The organism is Cytobacillus mangrovibacter, assembly GCF_042865275.1.
Classification (GTDB): Bacteria; Bacillota; Bacilli; order Bacillales; family Cytobacillaceae; genus Cytobacillus; species Cytobacillus mangrovibacter.
On record NZ_JBIACJ010000004.1, the window covers coordinates 207,197 to 231,168 of the forward strand.

At 37.9% G+C, this 23,972-nt stretch carries 18 protein-coding genes, 1 other RNA gene, 1 pseudogene and 1 riboswitch; of the genes and pseudogenes, 11 read left to right on the top strand and 9 right to left on the bottom strand.

Going from position 1 to position 23,972, the window contains the following annotated elements:
• Positions 1 to 7 precede the first annotated feature (7 nt).
• The 3 genes from rnr (at position 8) to ssrA (ending at position 3,990) form a co-directional block, all read left to right on the top strand.
• Entirely contained in the window at positions 8 to 2,341 is a 2,334-nt protein-coding gene (rnr, locus tag ACFYKT_RS09555) for a ribonuclease R (protein ID WP_389218815.1), read from the top strand.
• 565 nt (positions 2,342 to 2,906) lie between these two features.
• Complete coding sequence (gene smpB, locus ACFYKT_RS09560; RefSeq protein ID WP_389218817.1) at positions 2,907 to 3,374, top strand: SsrA-binding protein SmpB; 468 nt, start codon at positions 2,907 to 2,909, stop codon at positions 3,372 to 3,374.
• 279 nt (positions 3,375 to 3,653) lie between these two features.
• Positions 3,654 to 3,990, top strand: a transfer-messenger RNA (tmRNA) gene (gene ssrA / locus ACFYKT_RS09565).
• 327 nt (positions 3,991 to 4,317) lie between these two features.
• Here the strand turns inward: ssrA and ACFYKT_RS09570 are convergent.
• The 4 genes and pseudogenes from ACFYKT_RS09570 to ACFYKT_RS09585 form a co-directional block, all read right to left on the bottom strand.
• Positions 4,318 to 4,725 (bottom strand): LAGLIDADG family homing endonuclease, encoded by a 408-nt coding sequence (locus tag ACFYKT_RS09570; protein ID WP_389218820.1) that lies wholly within the window; start codon positions 4,723 to 4,725, stop codon positions 4,318 to 4,320.
• A 478-nt stretch (positions 4,726 to 5,203) separates the two neighbouring features.
• Entirely contained in the window at positions 5,204 to 6,376 is a 1,173-nt protein-coding gene (locus tag ACFYKT_RS09575; protein WP_389218823.1) for a Ger(x)C family spore germination protein, read from the bottom strand.
• Complete coding sequence (locus ACFYKT_RS09580; RefSeq protein WP_389218826.1) at positions 6,373 to 7,461, bottom strand: spore germination protein; 1,089 nt, start codon at positions 7,459 to 7,461, stop codon at positions 6,373 to 6,375. Before ACFYKT_RS09580 ends, ACFYKT_RS09575 begins: the two co-directional genes overlap by 4 nt.
• A gap of 19 nt (positions 7,462 to 7,480) precedes the next feature.
• Positions 7,481 to 8,958: pseudogene (locus tag ACFYKT_RS09585) on the bottom strand (spore germination protein).
• Between the two features lie 517 nt (positions 8,959 to 9,475).
• Here ACFYKT_RS09585 and efeO point away from each other — a divergent pair.
• Genes efeO through ACFYKT_RS09600 form a run of 3 tightly spaced genes read left to right on the top strand, consistent with a single transcriptional unit; the run spans position 9,476 to position 13,301 of the window.
• Positions 9,476 to 10,345, top strand: a complete 870-nt coding sequence (efeO, locus tag ACFYKT_RS09590; protein ID WP_389218829.1) for an iron uptake system protein EfeO — start codon at positions 9,476 to 9,478, stop codon at positions 10,343 to 10,345.
• Positions 10,346 to 10,351: 6 nt separating this feature from the next.
• Entirely contained in the window at positions 10,352 to 11,611 is a 1,260-nt protein-coding gene (gene efeB / locus ACFYKT_RS09595) for an iron uptake transporter deferrochelatase/peroxidase subunit (RefSeq protein ID WP_389218832.1), read from the top strand.
• Complete coding sequence (locus tag ACFYKT_RS09600) at positions 11,586 to 13,301, top strand: FTR1 family iron permease (RefSeq protein ID WP_389218835.1); 1,716 nt, start codon at positions 11,586 to 11,588, stop codon at positions 13,299 to 13,301. Before efeB ends, ACFYKT_RS09600 begins: the two co-directional genes overlap by 26 nt.
• A gap of 131 nt (positions 13,302 to 13,432) precedes the next feature.
• Here the strand turns inward: ACFYKT_RS09600 and ACFYKT_RS09605 are convergent, their stop codons facing one another.
• On the bottom strand, positions 13,433 to 14,302 hold the full coding sequence (locus ACFYKT_RS09605) for a cation diffusion facilitator family transporter (protein WP_389218838.1): 870 nt from the start codon (positions 14,300 to 14,302) through the stop codon (positions 13,433 to 13,435).
• Positions 14,303 to 14,788: 486 nt separating this feature from the next.
• Between ACFYKT_RS09605 and ACFYKT_RS09610 the strand changes: the two genes are divergently transcribed.
• Together ACFYKT_RS09610 and pdxR are read left to right on the top strand one after the other, a co-directional pair.
• Complete coding sequence (locus tag ACFYKT_RS09610) at positions 14,789 to 14,983, top strand: hypothetical protein (RefSeq protein ID WP_389218840.1); 195 nt, start codon at positions 14,789 to 14,791, stop codon at positions 14,981 to 14,983.
• A gap of 121 nt (positions 14,984 to 15,104) precedes the next feature.
• Positions 15,105 to 16,538, top strand: a complete 1,434-nt coding sequence (pdxR, locus tag ACFYKT_RS09615) for a MocR-like pyridoxine biosynthesis transcription factor PdxR (RefSeq protein ID WP_389218843.1) — start codon at positions 15,105 to 15,107, stop codon at positions 16,536 to 16,538.
• A gap of 336 nt (positions 16,539 to 16,874) precedes the next feature.
• Here the strand turns inward: pdxR and ACFYKT_RS09620 are convergent, their stop codons facing one another.
• Genes ACFYKT_RS09620 through ACFYKT_RS09635 form a run of 4 tightly spaced genes read right to left on the bottom strand, consistent with a single transcriptional unit; the run spans position 16,875 to position 20,265 of the window.
• Positions 16,875 to 17,570, bottom strand: coding sequence for an ABC transporter ATP-binding protein (locus ACFYKT_RS09620; RefSeq protein ID WP_389218846.1), 696 nt, complete (start codon positions 17,568 to 17,570; stop codon positions 16,875 to 16,877).
• Positions 17,567 to 18,379: an ABC transporter permease gene (locus tag ACFYKT_RS09625; protein ID WP_389218849.1), complete on the bottom strand. Its 813-nt coding sequence runs from the start codon at positions 18,377 to 18,379 to the stop codon at positions 17,567 to 17,569. Before ACFYKT_RS09625 ends, ACFYKT_RS09620 begins: the two co-directional genes overlap by 4 nt.
• A gap of 33 nt (positions 18,380 to 18,412) precedes the next feature.
• Positions 18,413 to 18,991 (bottom strand): nitrous oxide reductase accessory protein NosL, encoded by a 579-nt coding sequence (locus ACFYKT_RS09630; RefSeq protein ID WP_389219185.1) that lies wholly within the window; start codon positions 18,989 to 18,991, stop codon positions 18,413 to 18,415.
• Positions 18,982 to 20,265, bottom strand: a complete 1,284-nt coding sequence (locus ACFYKT_RS09635; RefSeq protein ID WP_389218851.1) for a right-handed parallel beta-helix repeat-containing protein — start codon at positions 20,263 to 20,265, stop codon at positions 18,982 to 18,984. Before ACFYKT_RS09635 ends, ACFYKT_RS09630 begins: the two co-directional genes overlap by 10 nt.
• 183 nt (positions 20,266 to 20,448) lie before the next feature.
• A riboswitch (FMN riboswitch) is annotated at positions 20,449 to 20,595 on the top strand.
• A 128-nt stretch (positions 20,596 to 20,723) separates the two neighbouring features.
• On the opposite strand from ACFYKT_RS09635, the gene ribD reads away from it, so the two are divergent.
• From ribD to ACFYKT_RS09650, 3 genes are all read left to right on the top strand, one after another.
• The gene (gene ribD, locus ACFYKT_RS09640; protein WP_389219186.1) at positions 20,724 to 21,824 is read left to right on the top strand and encodes a bifunctional diaminohydroxyphosphoribosylaminopyrimidine deaminase/5-amino-6-(5-phosphoribosylamino)uracil reductase RibD; all 1,101 of its coding nucleotides are present in this window, start codon (positions 20,724 to 20,726) and stop codon (positions 21,822 to 21,824) included.
• Entirely contained in the window at positions 21,824 to 22,474 is a 651-nt protein-coding gene (gene ribE, locus ACFYKT_RS09645) for a riboflavin synthase (RefSeq protein ID WP_389218854.1), read from the top strand. The genes ribD and ribE overlap by 1 nt, the downstream gene beginning before the upstream one ends.
• Before the next feature lie 293 nt (positions 22,475 to 22,767).
• Positions 22,768 to 23,961, top strand: coding sequence for a bifunctional 3,4-dihydroxy-2-butanone-4-phosphate synthase/GTP cyclohydrolase II (locus ACFYKT_RS09650; RefSeq protein WP_389218856.1), 1,194 nt, complete (start codon positions 22,768 to 22,770; stop codon positions 23,959 to 23,961).
• The last annotated feature ends 11 nt before the right edge of the window (positions 23,962 to 23,972 follow it).

Sequence of the window (23,972 nt, forward strand, 5' to 3'; positions counted from 1 at the left end):
AAATAGAATGGAAAATAATATTCAACAACTAATGGAAAAGCTTCTGTACTATATGAAAGATGAGGCATACAAGCCACTCACTGTTCAAGAAATGGAGCAGGCATTTGGCATTGAAGATTCATCTGAATTTAAGAACTTTGTTAAGGCGCTCGTAATGATGGAAGAAAAGGGGCTTGTTGTACGAACAAGGAGCAACCGCTACGGCCTGCCAGAGAAAATGAATCTCATACGCGGTAAGCTGACAGGGCATGCAAAGGGATTTGCCTTCGTTATTCCAGATGAGCCGGGACTGGATGATATTTTTATCCCGCCAAATGAAACGAATAATGCGATGCACGGGGATATTGTTCTAGCCCGAGTTAGTTCAGAGAGTTCTGGACAAAGAAGAGAAGGGACAATTGTCCGTGTTCTTGAGCGAGGAATTACGCAGATTGTTGGAACGTATACAGAAAGCAAGCATTTTGGTTTCGTTCTTCCTGATGATAAAAAGTTTACTAGTGATGTCTTTATTCCAAAAGCTGCATCACTTGGAGCGGTGGAGGGACATAAAGTTGTTGTCAAGCTGACGACCTATCCAGAAGGAAGAAAAAGTGCAGAAGGAGAAGTTATCCAAATTCTAGGTCATAAAAATGACCCAGGTGTAGATATTCTTTCTATTATTCATAAGCATGGCCTTCCGATGGAATTTCCGGATGAAGTGCTGGAACAAGCAACAAATACACCAGAGACGATTGATCCTAGCGACCTAGAAAACCGCCGTGATCTAAGAGATCAAATGATTGTTACGATTGATGGTGCAGATGCTAAAGACTTGGATGATGCGGTAACCGTTACAAAGTTGGGAAATGGGAACTTTAAGCTTGGTGTACATATTGCAGATGTCACCCATTATGTCCGTGAAGATTCTGCTATTGACCGTGAAGCTGAAGAACGCGGAACAAGCATCTATTTAGTTGATCGTGTGATTCCGATGATCCCACATCGTCTTTCTAATGGAATTTGTTCATTGAACCCAAAAGTGGATAGACTTACATTGTCATGTGAAATGGAAATTACTCCTGGTGGCGAAGTTGTCTCACATGAAATTTTTCAAAGTGTGATTAAGACAACCGAGCGAATGACTTATTCTGATGTGAATAAAATTCTTGAAGATCAAGATGAGGAACTTCTGAAACGCTATGAGCCGCTTGTACCAATGTTTCAGTTAATGGAAGAGCTGGCGCAAATCTTGCGGACTAAACGGATGAAGCGTGGCGCCATTGATTTTGATTTTAAAGAAGCGAAAGTCATGGTTGATGACGAAGGAAAACCGAATGATGTGGTTATTCGTGAACGATCAGTTGCTGAGAAGTTAATTGAGGAATTTATGCTTGCAGCCAATGAAACAGTTGCAGAGCATTTCCATTGGATGGAAGTGCCGTTCATTTATCGTATTCATGAAGATCCGAAAGAGGATAAGCTAAGAAGATTCTTTGAGTTCATTATTAACTTTGGCTATATCGTCAGAGGGTCAGCTAACTCTGTTCACCCTCGTGCCTTGCAGGAAATTATTGAAGAGGTGCAAGGAAAACCTGAAGAGATGGTAGTCTCTACGGTTATGCTTCGCTCCATGCAGCAGGCGAAATATGACCCTGAAAGCTTAGGGCACTTTGGACTATCAACAGAATTCTATACACATTTCACTTCACCGATTCGTCGTTATCCGGATTTGATTGTCCATAGATTGATTCGTACTTACTTAATTGAAGGGAAGCTAGATCAATCAACAAGAGAAAAATGGAATGCTCAACTTCCTGACATAGCTCAGCATTCTTCGAATATGGAGCGACGAGCTGTTGAAGCCGAACGAGAAACAGATGAGTTGAAAAAGGCTGAATACATGGAAGATAAAATTGGCCAGGAATATGAAGGCATTATCAGCTCTGTGACGAACTTTGGGATGTTTGTTGAGCTCCCAAATACAATTGAAGGTCTTATTCATGTGAGCTATATGACTGACGATTATTACCGGTATGATGAACGCCATTTAGCAATGATCGGTGAACGTACGGGTAATATATTCCGAATCGGAGACGAAATAACTGTTAGGGTTGTGAAAGTAAATAAGGATGAGCGATCAATAGATTTTGAAATTGTCGGCATGAAGGGAACACGCAGGCAAGATACAAAAGATAAGCCGAAAATCTTTAGAACAGGCAGCAGTGAGCGAAAGCCTCGTAAAGGAAAGTCTGAACAAGGCCGTGACAAAAATAAATCCGCTGACGCTAAGAAAAAGCCAAAAAAGGCGAAAAAACATTATGAAAATGCACCAAAAGCAAAGCGGAAAAATAAAAAACGTTAAATGAGTCAGGTTTTGGCCAAATCCAGTTAATGGATTTGGCCAAATGTTTAGATGGATAAGGAAAGCAGAGTCGCTGAAGTGAAAAAGGAGCCTATATCTGGCAATAGTAGTAAGCAGGGATCGCTATAATAAGGATTAGACCTCATTTATGGGAAATTTATGTAATAAAGAGTACCAAAGTGAAGTTTAGAGCTCTAGAATGGATTAATTTGGAAATTGCGGGTACTAAAGTGAAAATAGGAACTCAAATCTGGATATAAAAGTAAAATCAGGTCACTAAAGTATAGAATTCTATTATGGTATAAGAGAATTGTAGGAAAAAATATTTATGAGCATCCGGTAAATATTGATTTGCCTCATTTCACTGTGCTGATCAATGCTTCATATATAAAGGCCTGCTCAATTAATCGAACCGAGTTTTTTATACAAAGGGCACTTATAGTCTTATGTAAGCAGGCTCTTCATTGAGTGGCTTCACTATTTTTGGTACAATATAGAAAACTGCATTCTATCTGGCAGCCCCCAAAATGAACTGACAGATTAGAAGAAGTAAGGGGGAAATGAAATGCCAAAAGGCACCGGTAAAATGATCGCGCAAAACAAAAAGGCCTATCATGATTTCTCTATCGAAGAAACATATGAAGCGGGAATCGTCCTTCAGGGAACAGAGATAAAATCGATTCGGCAAGGCAAAGTCAATTTAAAGGAATCCTACGCAAGGATTGATAAAGGTGAAGTCTTTCTGATCGGAATGCATATCAGTCCGTATGAGCAGGGAAACCGTTATAATCATGATCCCCTCCGCGAGAGAAAACTGCTTCTCCACAATAAAGAAATCAGCAAGCTCATCGGAGAAACGAAAGAAATCGGTTATTCCCTTGTCCCATTAAAGCTTTATTTAAAAAATGGCTATGCAAAAGTATTAATCGGTTTAGCAAAAGGGAAAAAGAAATACGATAAACGTGAGGATTTGAAAAAGAAAGAAGCCAAACGTGAAGTCGAGCGTGCATTTAGAGAAAGACAGAAAATGTAATTCCAAAAGCTTACAATTGAAATTTCCACTAGGTATGCTATAATAAAACTTGTCACAGTAAGTGACACAATCTTTAGCTCAGGCTACTTGAGCATTCCGGATGTCGTCAGCGTGCAGAATATAATTTTGACGCTATAACTACATCATTGGAAAAAAAGCGGCAAGAAGGTCAAGGAAACGATTGAGGAAGCACCGGAGCGTACGTAGTTTGTACGTGAGGATGCTGACGATTGAAGTTGACGCCGAGATTCGCCGCCGATTTTTTTACAATGGGGACGCTACGGATTCGACAGGGATAGTTCGAGCTTAGGTTGCGAGTCGAGGGGATCGGCCTCGTTAAAACGTCAAAGCCTATAACTGGCAAACAACAAAACAACTTCGCTTTAGCTGCTTAATAGCGCTTAGCGGTTCGTCCCTCCATTGCCCATGTGGTAGGGTAACGGACTCACTCTAAGTGGGCTACGCCGGATTCCACCGTCTGAGGAAGAAGGAAGAGAACAACCAGACTAGCTGACCGGACGCCTGTCGATAGGCAGAAGGGTTCAGTGAAATGCGAATATGTCGACTACACTCGTAGAAGCTTAAGTGCCGATGTTTCTGGACGTGGGTTCGATTAGTAATTAGTCGCCTTATGTGGCAACACATAAGTGAAAATTCGGCTTTATCGGTGAAACCTAAGTCACGTATACACGTGGTAAGGCAATGCCGAGCGGTATGTGGAGCAATCCAACAGCCGTGTATCGACTTATAGGCTGCCATCAGATGGTAGTACTAGGATGCGGAATCCTACTTGAACATTCAGGTAAATATATATTTCGCATAATACGCCGAAGGGCCTGTAAGATACAGGTTCAAGATATAGTCAGTGCCATGACGAAAGCATGGAAGTGCACGTCCCACCGTCTCCACCAAATACATATTTGGTGGTTTTTTATTTGTCTTTTTATATTTGAAAAAAGTGCTCTTCAAATAAAAGTTTTTTACTCAGCAATTCTGGACTATACTTTCCATTGCGTGGAGTAACCCTTTCATAGTTTTCTAGTATCCACAAAGCGCGATTCCTCTTTTTGTTTACTCTTAAATAGGGCCAAACATCGTTAAGGGTTCTCAAGACATCTTCCTTTTTCCTTACATTTAATGTATATGAATCCTTATGTCGATCAGGATTATAATTTTTTTTCCTGCTTATGCCTCCACTAGTTAATGATTGAATATAAATTAATAGCTCTATATCAGTTGAAGCAATAGTTATACATGGTCTGCGATGTTCATTGATATGCAATCTAGTTAAGGTAATTGACCCTTCTCCATCTATTATTCCTGCAATATATGAAGCTTCCCAATCCCTCATAAAAATCCCTCCACACAAGATTAGAGCATACGTTCTGTTAGTTTAATTTTAAACTAATTTTATGTAATTTTCAAAGTTATTTTGCTTGAATTTAGGTATGAAGCAATGCTTTTGAATCAAATTCTATCATGGGAAAATATACTTCTAGCTATCATTATTTTCAGTATTAGTAGCAGGAGGCATTCAAGTGGCTGGTTGTGGGAAATACAGAGGCTGCGTTTGGAAGGGTTATGGTTGAAATGAATACTTACTTATGCTTTAAAATATATGGTGAGTTTTGGCTTTGACAATTGAAATTTAATAAAGCAAGCTTGAAAAATAATTAGTATATACTTGGTTTTGAACCTGTTCACTCTTTTCATGGAGTTCATACTTAAAAATTCGTTTATGATTGCATAAAGTAGGGGTTAGACATCAATCAATATCAATGGGACGGGCCTCCTGCACAAAGCAACTCGAGACCAGTCCCCGTTATTTCTTAATACACCTTTGTTCCATAGTCAGTTATTTCTAAATTTATGTTATATGTTATAGGCAACTCAGCAAAAAGTTCATCCCAATTATCTTTAACACTGTCCCACACTTTAGGATATTTGATGCTTAGTTCTTTTCCGCATCCTATAACATCAACTTTGAATTCCTTTTGTGTCTTACTAAGCGTACTCTCTATTGCCTTGCCTATTTCATTTCGAATTATCAATTTTGCCTTTTTTAAAAATTTATCACTACTACTTTGCTGGTCAAACCAATCCTCTGAAATTCTGCCCTTTGATTTTAATTTGATTTCAAATGAAATATCATCACCTTTAACAACAGGGATAATTCTACTTTTCAACTCTTTAATCTCATAACTTATAACTTTCCCTTCCTCATCTTGGGATTTGAGCACCCCCCCTTTTGCTTCACCCGAGATTAAATTGATTCCTACTACTTCATCTTCATTTAAGGAGCCAACTAATTTATTTGTTTTTCCTTTAATAACAGCAGCACCTGAGTACTTTCTATTACCATTCATTGCATATATGTTCTGCAGCAAATAGCTAAAGCCTGAAAACATTTTTCCTTCAACTTTTGCAAGCGTGACAGGTGAGATAATTTTATTGGTACGGTAAACATTATCACTTATATCGATGAGCTGAAAAGCTGGAACGACATCTATAGATGCAGATTCCAAAGTTTGATATGCTGGTACACTACTTATCAATAGCAAACAGCTTGGTCTCATTTCATTATCCCGTAAAAAATAATCAAGGATTTCTTCTAAACTGGTTTCTTTCAGCAGTTTCCCATTAATCACAATCACTTTAGTATGATGAAGCATAATAGGGTCACCTTTTTTCAGTGCAATCTCCCTTAACATTTGATGATTTAAATCTCCTATTACCGTCGTATTTTCGAACCTTGCTTGATTACTTCCTTGATTCTGTGCATCTGATGGATGTATCAAATATTGATAAGTTACCGATAAAATATTTTCTTTGGAGTATGTATCTCTATTTTCATCTAATTGATTAGCTGGTATTTGTTCATCTCCTGGGTCGATTGCGACTCCGACATTTAGAGCTAATTCTTCAATCTCCTTACTGCTCCAGCAGCCAGGCAGGAATAATATAATAACGAAAAAGAGGACCACGAACTGTAGAAATTTCATTTCGATCCACCCTTCCATTTTGAAAGCAAAAATAAAGGTAAAGGTAAAAATACAAAAAGTACGATAGCAACTTCCCCCAAGAAATCTCCCAAACTAAAAACCTGTTCAATATTCTTAGGAATAATTGACCCTAAATAGATGATAGGCAGTAAAGCAAACAAAAATTTTCGAATATTAACATTGAAAACCTGGCTTAACCCTAATGAAGCAGCAAAATACGTAATACAAAAGGTAGAAAAAATCTGCATAGTCCAAATAACAAGCAAAAGTGATTCAAATCTTTCTAAAAAAAGTCCTGGCATTTCATAACTTCGAATAAGTGCTAATGATGGCCAAGTTTTGTGGACTACCCCATCTACCGATAATGAACCAATTACCATCGTTACGATTCCTAAGTAAAATACTAATGGAATAATGACTCCTAATGCCATAACCTTTACACCCTTTTGGGGTTCTTTCATAAATGCCAGGATGACTAAAACGATTTCCACCCCTATGAAGGAAAGGGCAGTTGTCTTCACTCCTCTTAAGACAGGTACGATTCCATGTCCCATCACAGGCTGAAGATTTTTTATTTCAAATATCTTAAAGCTCATTAAAATAACAATGATGAAAAAAAGGATGGTAATCGGCAATATGATTTCAAACATGCGCCCAACTGCCTGAATGCCTCCAGAACTAAGATATAGCCCAATCCATAGAAACGGCATGATGGTAGCCCAATTTGGGGTCCCTTCCAAAAGGTAAAAACTAACAACTTCGGACAGCGTTCGTATTTCAAAAGAAGACAAGGTTATGAAGTAAAAAGCCAATATTATACTAAGAAAGCCCCCTATCCACTTACCTAATAGAGTTCGTGAATATTGAAAAAATGTTTTATTCGGGAAAGTTTGACTCAACTTAACCATAAAGTAGCCAATAATGATGGCTATAATTCCTCCCAGAGCAACACTAATCCATGCGTCAGGGGTTTTTACTTCTTCAGTAGCAGTCCTAGGAAGAGATAAGATCCCTGCAGCCAGGATGAAATTAATGATAATTACAGCTGCCTGATAGTTTGAAATGGTTGATTCACGTCTATTCATAGATTAATCACTCTTTCAATTATCCTCTCCGTTTTGGGTTATTGCTTTGTAATAGTGAGGGTCTCCATTTCATATTAAAAAGCGGGAGTCGAAGAATAGAGTCTTTTAGATCGCGCTTTTTCAAGGGTATTAATGGGCTTAAATAAGGTGTACCAAAACTCTCCAGTCGTGTTAAATGAGTACAAACCAGTAAGAAAAAGAGAATCACCCCATAAAGACCATAAACGGATGCAAATAGCATGGCAATAAATCTTAACATTCGAATTGCTATACCTGCACTATATTGTGGAATAGCAAAAGATGATATGGCTGTTAACGCTACAACGATAACCATCATGGGGCTTACTATACCTGCGCTGACAGCAGCTTCTCCAATAATTAGTCCCCCCACTATTCCTATTGCAGGACCAATTGGTTTCGGAAGTCGGAGACCAGCTTCTCTTAATATTTCTATTGCTATTTCCATCATAAGTGCTTCTATAAATGCAGGATAAGGAACACCTTCTCGTGTGCTAGCCATGGTTATTGCTAATTTTGTTGGAATTAATCCGGGATGAAAAGAAATAAAATAAATGATATGTAGAGTGCAGGACCGAACAACGAAATAAATGCCGAGAAGTACCTAAGGACTCTGATCAAACTTCCTGGAATCCACCTTTCATAGTAATCATCAGGAGATTGAAGAAGCATAGGTAAGGTCACTGGCGCCATTAGAACAAACGGCGTTCCATCAAGAATAATAGCCACTCGGCCCTCCACAAGAGAAACCATGACACGATCTGGTCTTTCTGTGCTTTGTAGTTGCGGAAATGGGCTTAAATAATTATCTTCGATTAATTGTTCGACATAACCTGATTCAGGCGGGTAGTCAATATCAATGCTTTTTACTCTTTTTATAGCTTCTGCAACCAATTCTGTGTTGGTTATTCCTTTAATATAAGCAACTACTATGTCCTTTTTTACAGTTGAACCTAAACTTATTTTTTCAAATGTCAAATTTTCGTTTGCACAGAGATTTCTAAGGATAGCAGTGTTATCATTCAAGGATTCAGTAAATCCAATCCTTGGTCCTCTGACCAGCACCTCTGAGATTGGTTCTTCCAGATTCCTTGATTTTTCCTTTTTCAAGCCAAGGATCATGGCAGATTGTTCATTATCAATAATAAGAACTACACTTCCGTTAAGAATATCCGTTATAATCTTTTCTAATTGATTCTCAATCGTAAGATCGCTTACTGAAAGGGAATACTTTCTTAAGTATTCTATTGTTGACGCTTCAGCTTGCAAAAGATTTAACTCGTTTTTTGTTATAGGTTCCATTAACGATCGAAGTACATATTTATCCGTCATTTCCTTATCTACAAGGCCAGGCACATAAAATAATGCTGCGTTCAATTCTGTATTTTTTAATTTAAATTCACGGTAAATCGCATCCGTGTTCTGACCAAGCCTTAGTCTTAATGACTCGATATCCATTTCAAAATCACCGGTTAACATTTGCTGATTCTGTAATGATTTAATTGACTGGTCTTTTAAATCTTTTTTCCGGGTTCTCACTGACTATCATCCCTAATTTTACGAAGTATCTTATCAAACTTAAAAATAGCAAGCGGAACAACGAATAAAACTGCGGCTTGGAAAATGCTTATCCACCCAGGAAAGAATTTAATAATTTGGCTTATGATGAAACACCTCCGTCACAGTGTTTTAGTTATTTTGTTTCATTTCATTGTTATTATTCATTTGTAAACAGGAAAAGGATGAAACCAGTGTGATTTCATCCTTTTTATGTGTGCATACCGTTTTTAATATGATGCTTCCAAATCCCTCATAAAAAACCCCTCCATACAAGTACTCTAAACAAATCAAACACCGCTCATAAAACAGTTTACTAACTGAATAAATAGATTAACTCTAAAAGGACAATTTTTCCTAAAAAAACTCTTGTAATCGATTATGATAATCATTATCATTATTATTGGAATATAAAACTATTACGGAAGTGGGCCCAAATATGAAAAAGACATCATTATTGTCAGTATTAGTAGCAGGAGGCATACTATTGACTGGGTGTGGGAATACCGAGGAAGCGAAAAAAGAGGACAAACCCGCAATAGCGCAAACAGAATCAGCAGCACAAGAGGTTGATTTATCTACAGAACTATCAGCCTATCAACAATTTGCTTTAGAGCAAATGGACCAATTTCTACTAGAAACAGAAGAATTCGTCAACCTATTTAAGGCTGGAGATATTGAAGGGGCGAAAGCAGCCTATGCACCAGCACGTATGTATTTTGAACGCTCAGAGCCAATTGCAGAAAGCTTTGGGGATCTTGATCCTCGTATTGACGGTCGTCTGGCGGATATTCAGGAAGAGGGTAAAGGCGAGGAAGAGTGGTCGGGCTACCATAAGCTTGAACATGCACTGTGGGTAGAAAATACAACGAAGGGTTTTGAAGCTGTAGCAGATCAACTTCTTGCCGATGCGAAAGAATTACATGCACTTGTGCAAACAGTAGAAGTGACACCTGATTTAATGATTACGGGGGCTGTTGATTTATTAAATGAAGTATCGACATCTAAAATTACAGGTGAAGAAGAAATTTACTCACATACGGACCTTTATGATTTTAAAGCAAATATTGAAGGTGCAGAAAAAATCTTTGAAATTTTACGTTCAAAATTAGAAGCGAAGGATCAAGCACTAGTAACAACACTTGATGAGAAATTCAAAGCGGTGGATGATTTATTGGCGCTGCATGCCACAGCTGATGGTGGCTATATATCTTATGAGGAATTAACAGAAGACAACACGAAAGCACTTGCAGCAGCAGTTAATCAACTTGGAGAACCATTAAGCCAAATGGGTATCATTTTGGAGTGAGTATAAATGATAGTGACAAACGATAAAAAAAGGATGAATAAAAAAGTCTCTAGACGTGATATGTTAAAGCTGACAGGCATAGGAGCAGCTGGTGTAGCAATTGGTGCCTCTAGCTTAGGGGGTGTTATGAAGGTAATGGGCTATAATGTATTTGAGCCTGTTGCAGACAGCACGACAGCAAGCAATAAAGTTGATTTCTATGGCAAGCATCAATCAGGCGTTACTACTCCGGTGCAAACAAATATTTATTTTGCTTCTTTGGATGTTTTATTTACCTCTAAAAATGATCTGCAAGAGTTGTTCAAACAATGGACACCTCTTGTTGTACGTTTAATGAATGGTGAATTAATAGCCGATTTAACAACGAATACTAGAATTCCAACAGGCGATACAGGTGAAGCAGTGGGACTGGATGCTTCAAATTTAACGATTACAATCGGGGTAGGACCATCTTTGTTTGATAAGCTTGGAATTCAGCATTTGAAACCTGAAGAATTAAAGGACTTGCCACATTTCCCGAAAGATCAGCTGCAAGAGGAATTTACAGGTGGCGATTTATGTATTCAAGCTTGTGCAGATGATCCTCAGGTAGCATTCCATGCCGTACGTAATTTAGTACGTGCAGCCTCTGGTAAGGTACAGATTAAATGGTCACAGGCAGGCTTTAACTCGTTTCCGTCTGGTGGAGGAACACCACTTAATTTATTTGCGTTCAAGGATGGTACGGTGAATCCTGCGATTACAGATGAGAAGGATTTAAATCAAGTTGTCTGGGTAGATAAAGGATGGCTCAAGGGTGGCACGTATTTAGTTGCACGCAAAATTCAAATGCATTTGGAAACATGGGATCGTACATCTTTAAAGGATCAGGAAGCAACATTTGGACGCTATCGGGATAGTGGGGCTCCATTTGGGAAAACGAAGGAATTTGATGATTTTGATGTCGAGGCGAAGGACAGTAAGGGTGAATATATTATGCCAGATACGTCACATGTGCATTTGGCACGTAAATCGGGTGCACGTATTTTACGTCGCTCCTATTCTTATGCATCAGGTGTAATGTCGAATACTGGGGCACATGACGCAGGGCTTATATTCATCTCTTTTCAAAAAGATCCAGCTCAATTTACGACTGTTCAAACTAGTTTAGGGCGATTGGATAAAATGAATGAGTACGTTACCCATCGAGGCAGTGCTGTGTTTGCTTGCTTCCCTGGTGTACAAAAGGGGAGCTATTTAGGTGAAGCACTTTTTAACGCGCTGTAGTATTTTGATCTGCTTAATCCTGATACTTGCTATACCAGTGCTGGCCGAGCAATCTTACAGTCACTTATATATTTCTATCAGTGATGCGCTAATGAATACGAAGCAGGATAAAGATGCCGAGGCCGAGCTTGCACTTGAACAGTTTGCCAAGGATTGGGATTCCGTCACATCTGAGCAAATGGAAGCCAAGGCTAAAGTTGATGATATTCTTGATAAAGCAAGGGAAGCTTTGTCCAAGGAAGATCGATTGCAAGCTCTTTCCGCTTTGTCAAACGCATTACGAACACTAGAGAAGCTAGAAAATCCAGTAGATGAAGCAGCACAGAGAGCGGAGTTTGGGACGAAATTTAAGCCTAGCATGAAAGCCTTTGAAGATGCTCTAGCAAGTGGTGACATTGCTGCAATTGATGCTGCCTATAAGGATTTCAATATAAAGTGGAATAAAATTGAACGTCCAGTGCGAGAGCAGAGTATGGCCATGTATGGCCAAATTGAAACGCAAATGGCTTTTATTCGGATAACACTTGCTTCAGAAGAGCCTGATATAGGATTAATGGAATCACAATATGCAGATTTAAAACAGACGATTGAAGATTTCGTAGCAGGTAATGATACGGCGAAGGTCATCGAGGGAGAATATTCATTATCGACATTGATTGACTATATTGATGAAGCAAATGATTTTATTGATGCAGGTGACTATAAAGCAGCCTCTGATAAAATTAAAGAGTTTATTAAAATATGGCCAAGTGTTGAGATAGATATTTCAACACGTAATGGCAGTCTGTATACAAAGATAGAAAGTGATATGCCGATTCTTGTAAGTGATTTATTAAAATCCAAGGTTGATGTCCAAGTTATTAGTAGTAAGCTAGATACTTTCCGAACAGAGATAGAGCTGATAAATGGCAGTACTGATTATACGATGTGGGATTCAGCGCTTATTTTATTGCGTGAAGGTTTAGAGGCGTTGCTCATAATATTAGCATTAGTGTCATTTTTAGATAAATCAGGACAAAAGACAATGCGTAAATGGATTTATCTAGGTGCATTGGTGGGGGTACTTGTATCGGCACTTGCTGCTATTTTAATGTCAACCATTTTCAACTCAGCAATGGTTGATTCGAATCGAGAGCTCATGGAAGGATATGTTGGTTTATTAGCGGCTGCGATGATGATCGGAGTAGGAATATGGCTTCATAGTAAATCGAGTGTGTCGAGCTGGAATCGCTATATTACTAAACAAATAGGCAATGCTATTTCAAAGGGCTCTGTGTTTGCGATGGCAGCCATTAGCTTCCTATCCGTATTTCGTGAAGGAGCAGAAACCATTGTTTTTTATGCAGGAATTGCTCCTAAAATGGAGACTTCTAAATTTGTGCTAGGAATCGTAGTAGCAGTTCTTATATTAATTATCTTTGCCATTGTGTTATTTAAAGCAAGTGGAAAAATTCCCATTCATAAGTTCTTTGCAGTGGCAACAGTATTGATTTACGTACTTGCCTTTAAAATTATTGGAGTGAGTCTGCATACACTGCAGCTAAGGGAAACAGTCTCAACAACAATTGTAGATGGCTTGCCTGTAGTCAGCATCATTGGTTTCTATCCAACGGTTGAAACAATGTTGGGACAGGCTGTTTTACTTGTACTAGTTGTGGCGACGATTATCTATAAAAAGAAACAAAGATAACTATATAATTAAACAGATAGTTCAAAAAGAAAGGTGAAAATACAATCATATTTTTAAAATATAAAAGCTATGTGAAAACTTATATTCACATAGCTTTTATTTGTCTTATTATGTTTGGAAAAGATCTTCAATCAATTCGGCTCTACATGAACATGTACATCATATACCCCATATTCGTTCATCATGACTTTTTCAACATGGGTAGCAATATCATGTGCTTTTTTTATATCTAGCGTGGAATTAACAAGAATAACAACATCTATTACCTCATTATTCCCATAGTTTCTTCCCTTAATTTCTTTTATTCCTTTCACGCCATCCACTTTTTGGATTACATCCTGATAAAGTTGAATTTTTCCTTCATCAAATCCGTCTGAAAGTTCATGTGAAGCTTGTTTGAAGATGTCCCAGGCTGTTTTACAAATTAATAAGCCAACAATAATAGCAGTTACCGTATCAAGCCAGGGCATTTTTAATTGAGAGCCGAGTATACCTACGGCTGTCCCAATACTCACCCATGCGTCTGAAAGATTATCTTTTGCGGCTGCCATAACGGCTTTACTATTAATTTTCTTAGCCAATCTATTGTTGTAAAGATACACAACATACATGATTAGTGCAGAAAAAATACCTACATAAGCCGCCATAATATCTGGTGTTTCTTTTTCTCCTTGAAAAATGGAGGTAGTCGCATCAATCAGCACTTCCAGGCCGACTGCAACCATAATAAAAGAAGCAACCATTGATGCGATCGTTTCACTTTTCCAATGTCCATACCGATGATCTTTATCAGGTGGTCTTTGAGATAACTTAAGTCCAATAAGTACGGCAATTGATGCAATGATATCGGTTGTATTGTTAAGCCCATCTGCCTTCAAGGCAGCAGAGCCACTGCTATATGCAATAACTAATTTAATGATCGAAAGACATATGTAAGCGAGAATACTAATGATTGCCCCGCGTTCTCCTAATTTTAGATCCTTATATTTTTGTTCTTCCATTTTTCTTTGCCCCCCATTAACCCTTGACCATGATACAACTTTAAATATGGGTGGGTCTAGAGCAATCTTTTTGCACTATTTTATATAAGTAAGTAAGAGGCAAGTAAGTTGCGTTTGGGAAAAATCCTGTAGTAATTTCTTCTAGTTAGCGGACAGTGAAACCGTTATTTTTATTTAATTGCCCTAATTTATAGGCTGAGCGGACACTGAGTACGTTATTTACGAAAATAAACATGGAAATCACTATATTTTAACAAATTAGCGGAACGTATGTCCGTAAATAATAGAATTACCCTATTTTGTCACAAATAAAGAAACTGGTGTCCCAAAGCCGCAAAAGTAGGGTGACAATAGTTATGTTTTTAGATTAATTAATAAAGTGGATGGTGAAAATTCTTCAAAAGTGGATGGGCAATTTCTTTTGGATTTATTTTATACTGATTACTTAAAGTAGTTAAATCACTTTTTATAAAATAGAGGTGGACGATGAAAATACTAATTGCCTTTGTCTTTATTATTTTGATAATCGCTTTGGCAGGAACTTTAATGGTAACGAGGAAGACGGAAGAAAAATATGGGGATACGGTGAAGAAAAATACAACCAATTTAACGTTAATATATGCTGCGGTTATCTTTCTGTCTATCATTGCTCTTGGTGTGTATATTAGCTTCTTCGTTTAATGGAGGCAGCTTTAAATATATATTTGGTCAGGAGAATTCAATAAGGTATCTACTTATCGTTATAATAGATATAAATAACGAAAATAAGATTACAATTTTGAATTCAAAGGGATGTCATGAAATGGACTGGAATCTTGATCGAAAGGCTAAGAAGCCCATTTATAAGCAAATGGCCGAGTATATAGAAAATGGAATTGCTGAGGGAATGTTTCCGCCAGATAAACCTCTTCCATCAGAAAGATACTTAGCTAAAGAGCTAAATGTAAATAGGAGTACAGTTGTAGCTGCATATGATGAGCTTGAATCAAATGGTCTTGTTCAACGAAATCGTGGAAGTGGTACCATGATAAGTAAGGATATATGGGGGATCACTAAAAAACGTATACCGAGTTGGAATAGGTATATTGAAGCTGGTTCATTTTTACCCAATCTGCCACTTACTCAAAGAATACGTAAAGAGATGGAAGAGCAGAAACTAATCAATCTGGCCAGTGGTGAATTATCGGAGGATCTCTTTCCGATAAGTGCCTTAAGGGAGATTACCTCTACTCGCTCGTTTATCGGTCGATTAGGTTATGATCATCCACAGGGGAATGCCATATTAAGGACTACCATTGCAAAGCATGTGAAGGAATTCCGAAATATTGAAGCAAATCCATCTTCTATTCTAGTTACCTCTGGAGCGCAACAGGCCTTGCATTTAGTTGTTCAATGCTTGTTAAAGCCTGGGGATGCAGTGCTAATACAGGATCCATCTTATCATTACAATCTTCCAATATTTAAAACAGCAGGTATAAAAACGTATTATTTACCGGTCAATGACGATGGGATAGACCCTGATGAGATACTCGCATTACATAAAAAACATCGAATCCGAATGATCTTTCTAAACCCTGCTTTTCAAAATCCAACAGGCTCATTACTAAAAGAAAGTCAGCAGAAAGCTATCTTGGAAATATCCTCTGAACATGGCATTCCTGTTGTGGAGGACGATCCGTATAGTTTAACGTCTTTTAACGGAGAAAAGGTTTCAACATTAAAGTCGATGGATAAGCACGGGAATGTCCTATACATTAGTTCTTTATCAAAGGTTGTTGCCTCGGGTCTTAGAATTGGTTGGATTATCGGTCCGAGATCGGTCATAGAGAGATTATCTGATGCCAAACAACAAATTGATTTTGGACATGCCAGCTTTACCCAATGGATTGCAAATGACTTTTTAGAATCAGCGCATTTTCATTCTCATATTCAAAAATTAGTGCAGGAATTAGAGAAACGGCGCAATCAAATTGTGGCAAGCTTAAAGTGTCATTTAAAAGATCAAGTGGAATTTACGGTTCCTCAAGGGGGGATCCATATTTGGTGTCAATTGAAAAGAGATGTAGATGAAATGAAGTTATTAGAAAACTCCATTCAGCGAGGGGTAATCTATGTCCCTGGGGCTACGATGGGATCGCAAAAAGGTTATGTACGATTTACTTTTGCTAGAGAGAATGAAAAGGGCATTGATGAAGGAATCAAGCGGTTTGCGAGTGCACTAAACGCTACCATATAAAAGAGGACAAAATGGGAGATTCATATTCTTGAAGTCCTTTATGATAGAAGAGATATTGAACATTTACTTTCATATAAAGTGAGGTAATTCTATGTACATTATTTTACTTATCATGCTTATTATGGCATGTATGGTCTTATTTATTTGTGGTTATTATGCTTCAGCTATTAGGCTAAAGTTAGGAAAAAGTATTCTGCTATCCATACCATTTATTATAGCAATTTTTATGATCAATATTGTTATCGCTTTGGTCGAACTCTCTCAGTCACCAAATTGGCAGTGAATTTTTACTGCCTTGCTAAAACAGGAAAATAAACACTTCCAATTTGGTGTAATCTAACATCTATGCAGTTGCATTAAGCGAGTAATATTGTCTTGCATGGAATGACTAGAATTTAATACCTCAATGATTTTTCCTTGTTTCATAAATATAATATCTGTACCTATTTCTGCTGCAACATCCATCATATGAGTAGAGAAAAGAATAATTGTTCCATTTTGTCGGAGGTTTTTCAGAATTTCAATAAATCTATCCACCCAATAGGGATCAAGACCATTGGTAGGTTCATCCATAATTAACAAAGGTGGATCGGAAAGAATGGATTGACCAAAAAGAAGCCTTTGTTTCATGCCTTTTGATAAGCTCTTTACTAATGTCGAACTTTGCTCGGTTAATCCAATTATATTCATTACTTCTGCCACTCTTTCTTTGGAGATGCGGCGAATGGAGGCATAGAACATAAGGAACTCCCTTACAGAGAGCGTCCCCTGTGCATGATAATCATCTGGCATATAACCTATTTGACCTAAATATTCTTTTGGTTTAAGTGCTAGATTCGTTTCTCCAAAAGTAACGCTTCCTTGTTTGAGTAAAGAAATTCCTGCAATAATATTAATCATTGTGCTCTTTCCAGCGCCATTTCCTCCACATAGGACGACACAACTTCCAGGAGTTGCAGTGAAAGAGCATTTATGAAGGGCTATCTTTCCTTTAAACTCTTTACTGATCCCATCTACAATTAATTGTTTCATATTTGTTTCCTCCGGTTTAACACAAACGTAGAAGTCAATATACACACTGCGGATAAAACAGCTAGATAAATGATTAACATGATTAAAGAAAAGGGAGATTCCCAAAACTTAACCATTCCGTCGTAAGGCTGTCCAAAAACTGCACCGCCATCTAGTGTAATAACATAGATAACTCTTAGAAATTCAGCTGGATTTAGAAATAATGATATTTTCATTATTGGAGTGACCCATGTATATGGAAGCAAACTCAAAAGATTTATCCAGGCAATGGGCCAAACCATGATGAGGAAAAACCATATGCCAACGGATAGTGATAAAGATTGCCATCTTGTTGAAACAAGCGATCCGACGGTAAAACCGATTAAAAGAAAAATGTACATTAACAATGCAGAAAACAAATAAAGAAAGATAGCCCATTGAAAAGTAATTCCGCCTCCGGTAAGCAAGGCTATTAAAATGCTTACCCCAAAGCTGAAGGTGAAAACTGATATTTGTGATACAAACTGTCCTACGATTTTCCCTAACACATATGCCAATGTATGGAATGGATAGGTACTTAGAAGCCGCCATTGTCCATTTTCCATCTCTGCTGAAATGGAAAATGACCCGGCTAATAACATAAACATAGGAATAATATATAACGCTACATTCATAACAGTACCTGTCATATTTGTATATAATGTCAATGAAGGTACGCTTTTTTGTAATAAAAATAATAATGTTAGTACAGCAATCCATAAAATACTGAATGAGTAATAAGATCGCTGCCTGATTGTAGTATAAATCTCTGAATAACAAAAATTACCCATTACGACCATCCTTCAATTTTGTTAAGCAAATATTTAGTGAGATGTAGTTTCTTCTTTCTCTGCATGATCACTTTCTGATTCCATATCTCCCATATCCTCCATATCTTCTCCATGTCCTTCATCACTATGTCCGTGCTCTTTCATCATTTCAGGATTCATAGCCCATTTATGTTCTGCTATATCTTTAGAGTTGAGAAGTTCTCCTTTGTTGTGGCTTATAAATTCTTCAGCCGCCGATTTATCTTTAAAGGAAATCATATTATAGGCCATAGGGGTTTTTACATCCTTGTTGTAAACATAGAAGGCATCTTCAGTAAGTATCCATTCTTCATTGTTGTAATCCCTAACAAAGGAGGCTTCAACTTCTTTATCTTGATTTTCTTCCATCCATCCGTACATGCATCCGATATCATCAAATACATAGGATTGTCCATTGCTAAGAACGATCTGCGTAGCAAATTGGTTATCCATCACAGTCATATTACAGATTGCGCATTTATCGGTTTCTTCATTGATTGCTCTCGGCTCCACTCCTTTTTTTCCACACCCTAGTAGTAAGCCTCCTGTTACAAAGGTTAAAAATATTAATATCATTAATTTCTTCATGAAAATCTCCTCCATTTTTGAATGAAATATAGGTTGAAAATTGTAAAGAAAACACCCAAGAACCAAAGGGATATTTGCTTATCTTCCTTTTGATGACTATTAATAATTCCTGAATTCATAGAAGGGTGATAATCCATTAATAAGGTTTCTGTAGGGCTATTAAACACTTGTTTCAATAAAGTGATGCCAGGATGTTGAAAAAATAGCTGATACTCGGGTACCCATTGGATTAGCGTTAGAAAATAAGGATCTGCCGCATGTGGTATTTCACTAATTGAGTCTCCGTTTATATCAAGCTTAAGTGATGTGTCCCAATAATTATGCTCGATAAGATTATCTGCACTTTCAATTGCTTGTGCATCATTGACATTGCCATTAAAGATATTTTCAGATAATCGGTTATTAAAAGCCCTTTTCATTTGAATGCCAATTGTATTTGACTCAAATGTATTATTATTAAATTGAGCACCCGATGTTTCTTCTATAAAGGAACCAATTCTATTAGAAGTAAACATATTATCCGTTACAATGGTGTTATTAGTCTGGTAGAGCAGTAGTCCTTGTGAATTGACATTTTGATTATTAAAGGAAAATTCATTGTCTTTTATGAATGTTTCCTTTGCCTGCATCACCATTGCACCAGCAAAATTATGCTGGGAATGATTTTTTTCTACCAATACATAGTCTGAAAACATTAGATGAATACCATAACGTGCATTTTGGATGAAGTTATTCGTTATCTCATTACTGTTGCTCTGCTCTAAGTAAATGCCGTCCAATACATTATTGATTTGCAATGACGTTATAACATTATTGCTAGATGCCCAAAGGTCGATACTATTATGTTTACGATTGCCAGTGAGCGTACTTTTTTCAATTCGGATTTGATTTGCTTCATTTAACTGAATGCCTATTTGTTCCGTATTAATAATTAAATTTGTCAGAACATGATTTCTTCCTGTTACATAGATTGCTGGAGATCCTTCATCATTTTTGTTACATTGTTCAATCGTTATATTGCTTAATTGGACATGTTCACCTTTAATCGTTAAAACAGGTGCATTCTTACAGGATTGAATTGTAGCTTTATGTTCTCCTATTAAGGTTACTGGTTTTGTTATAGTAATATTTTCTGTGTAAGAACCAGGTGAAACGATTAAAGTATCTCCATCGTCAGCAGCATCGATCATTTCTTGTAAAGATGGTTTATCTGCTTTAGCACTAATTGGCAAAGTTAATAGAGTGAGTACTAAAAGTAGAAGTACGTTTTGGTACTTCATTGAAAATCTCCTTTCCATCAGAAGTAATTCGGTTTGCTTATCTAATGTAGCGGAAGAAAGTGAATGAAAAGTGAAGTTATTTTGAACTCTTTTTGAAAGAGTTGCAAAATTTAAACCATTATTTAAACCCTATTACTCTTGTAGTATATTATTTAATCTGCTATGCTTTTTTTAATTGAATAGGATTTCCTTCGGGGTCGGGTGCAAGTCCCAACCGGCGGTGATGAGGTTGTACCTCTTAGTCCGTGACCCGTTTTCATATATATGAAAACGGTGGATTTGGTGAAATTCCAAAGCCGACAGTAAAAGTCTGGATGGGAGAAGGAAGATTTAATTGTTCAAAAAAGCTCTTTTTTGACATTTATTTGTGTTGCTTTTTTTCTCCCTTACTACTATTAGTAAGGGATTTTGTGTTTAAATGGAGAATTTATTATGAAAGGGGCTACCTTTTTTTCAAAATGAATGATTGTGAATATATGAACGTATCCATCTCATTAGCTCGCGCAACATTGGGACAGACAAGTCCGAACCCAAGTGTTGGTGCGGTGGTAGTGAAAGATGGAAGATTAGTAGGGACAGGTGTGCACATGAAAGCCGGTACTCCCCATGCAGAAGTTCATGCAATTAAAGCGGCTGGAAGCGCTGCCAAGGGTGCTGACATGTATGTGACACTTGAGCCATGCAGTCACCATGGGAAGACACCTCCGTGTGCGGATCTCATTATTGAAGCAGGTATTAAAAAGGTTTTCGTTGCAACGCTAGACCCAAATCCGCTTGTGGCAGGTAAAGGCATTGACAAGCTTACAAGTGCTGGAATTGAGGTCGAAGTAGGCTTGTGTAAGGAAGAAGCGCTGCAGCTGAACGAAAAGTTTTTTCACTTTATCCAAACAAACACTCCATTTGTAACCATTAAAGCAGGCATTTCATTAGATGGAAAGATAGCAGCTAAATCAGGTGATAGTAAGTGGATAACCTCCCCTGAATCACGACAAGATGTACATCAGCTCCGTCATGAGCATGATGGAATATTAGTAGGAATTAACACAATCCTACAAGATAATCCTCTTTTAACCACCAGAAGACCCCGAGGTGGAATAAATCCCATTCGAATTGTATTAGACACGGAATTGAAAATTCCAGTGTCAGCAAATGTTATTCAAGATTGCTCTGCTCAGACAATCATTTTTACAGGCAGTCAGTTTAATGCAACTAAGAAAAGAGAACTTGAGAGCCAAGGCGTAACGATTATTTCACAAAATAGCGCTGAAATTTCGCTAAAGGAAGTTCTGCATACGCTAGGAGAACGCGACATCCTGTCCGTTTTAGTAGAGGGCGGTTCAGAAATCCATGCTTCATTTATTGAAGAAGAAGCTTTCCAGCAAATTATTACGTATATGGCGCCGAAAATCATAGGTGGCAGAGAGGCTATTCCTTTTATTGGCGGAGCAGGTCCTGAGCTTGTGAAGTTAGGGAAACAGCTTCGCTTTACTGCGGTAGAAAAGGTAGGTCCAGATATTAAAATCACTGCAAAACCTCTCATAGAGGAGGAAACCGAATAATGTTTACTGGAATCATTGAAGAGATCGGAACGATTCAAAACATCCAAACGAAAGGAAATACACTCGTTCTTGCGATTCAAGGAAAGAAAGTGCTAGAAGACTTAAATCTAGGAGATAGCATTGCCGTGAACGGTGTCTGCTTAACGGTAACAGAATACAATCATACGTCCTTTTTTGTAGATGTTATGCCTGAAACCTTTCAAAGTACAGCTTTATCCGGTCTGCAGAGAGGCTCACTCGTGAATCTTGAACGGGCGATGAGCTCAAATGGCCGTTTTGGAGGCCACTTTGTAACTGGGCATGTTGATACGGTCGGACAAATTCTCAAGCGAGAGCCAAAAGAAAATGCCATCTATATTGACATTCACTTTTCTAAAGAATTCAGCCATCTAACCTTATATAAAGGATCAATCACGCTTGATGGAACATCATTAACGATCTTTGGCATCAGCAAGGATCAAGTAACCGTGTCGATTATTCCTCATACAGCAAAAGAAACGGTACTCGGTCACAAAAAGATTGGCGATAAGGTGAATATCGAGTTCGATATCATCGGCAAATATTTATATTCCTTCCTTCAGAAAAATGAACAGCAAAAACAAGAAAGCAGTATTTCTACTGATTTTCTTAAGAATAACGGATTTATGTAGAAATTAAGCAAGGCTCTTTTATAAATTGTGTAAATGAAAACCGTTGACAAATAAGGTTGGTTGATTGGAGCGGCAGGTGCGAGACTCCTGCGGGAAGTGTGGGACAGGTGAGACCCCGCAGGAGTGTTGTGAGCGACGAGGAGGCTCAACGCCCACCCCGCGGAAAGCGAGCATCCTGGAGCGGAAATCAACCTCTACGAATTCATGTTTAAGGCAATGTTTGCAAAAACAGCCTTAAGTAAAGACACGATACTTACATTCTTATGAACCAGCAGAAAGGTGGCAACAAATTCATGTTCCATAAAATAGAAGAAGCAATTGAAGATTTAAAGACAGGAAAGGTCATTATCGTTTGTGATGATGATGATCGTGAGAATGAAGGAGATTTTGTTGGCCTGGGCGAATTTGCGACGCCAGAAATGATTAATTTCATGGCAAAAGAAGGAAGGGGCCTAATTTGTGTTCCGATTACTGAGTCGATAGCGGAAAGACTGGAACTTCAACCAATGGTAGAAGTCAATACAGACAGTCATGAAACAGCCTTTACCGTTAGTATTGATCATGTGGATACAACAACAGGAATAAGTGCGTTTGAGCGTGCATTAACTGTTCAAAAATTACTGGAAGAAGAATCGCTTCCAAGTGATTTTAGAAAGCCAGGACATATTTTCCCACTTATCGCCAAAGAAGGCGGTGTTCTTCGCCGGGCTGGCCATACCGAAGCAGCGATTGATTTGGCAAGACTTGCTGATTCGAAATTAGCAGGCGTCATTTGTGAAATCATGAAAGATGATGGAACGATGGCACGTGTAGATGATTTAAAAGAGGTTGCGGACAAATTCGATTTAAAGATGATTACGGTGAAAGATCTTATTGAGTATCGACTTGAGCATGATTCGCTTGTTGAACGAGAGGTTGAAATCCAGCTCCCAACAGAGTTTGGTGACTTTCGGGCAGTCGGATTTACGAGTAAAAGTGATGGCAAGGAGCATGTTGCTCTTGTAAAAGGAGATATTTGTGAAGATGAGCCTATCTTAATAAGAGTACATTCAGAATGTTTAACTGGCGATGTGTTCGGTTCGAATCGCTGTGATTGCGGACCTCAGCTACATGCGGCTCTTGCTCAAATAGAGGAGGAAGGGCGAGGAATCCTTCTATATATGAGACAAGAAGGAAGAGGTATTGGTCTAATCAATAAATTAAAAGCGTACAAGCTCCAAGAGGAAGGCTTCGATACGGTTGAAGCGAATCATAAGCTAGGATTTAAAGCTGATTTGCGTGATTATGGGATTGGTGCTCAAATACTTCGAAATCTAGGTGTGAAAAAGATGCGATTATTAACAAATAACCCAAGGAAAATAACCGGCCTTGCTGGGTATGGTTTAGAGGTAGTCGATCGCGTTCCTCTTCAAATAACACCCAAAAAGGAAAATGAACAGTATTTAAAAACAAAACAAGAAAAGCTAGGACATTTACTAACATTTTAATAGGAGTGGAT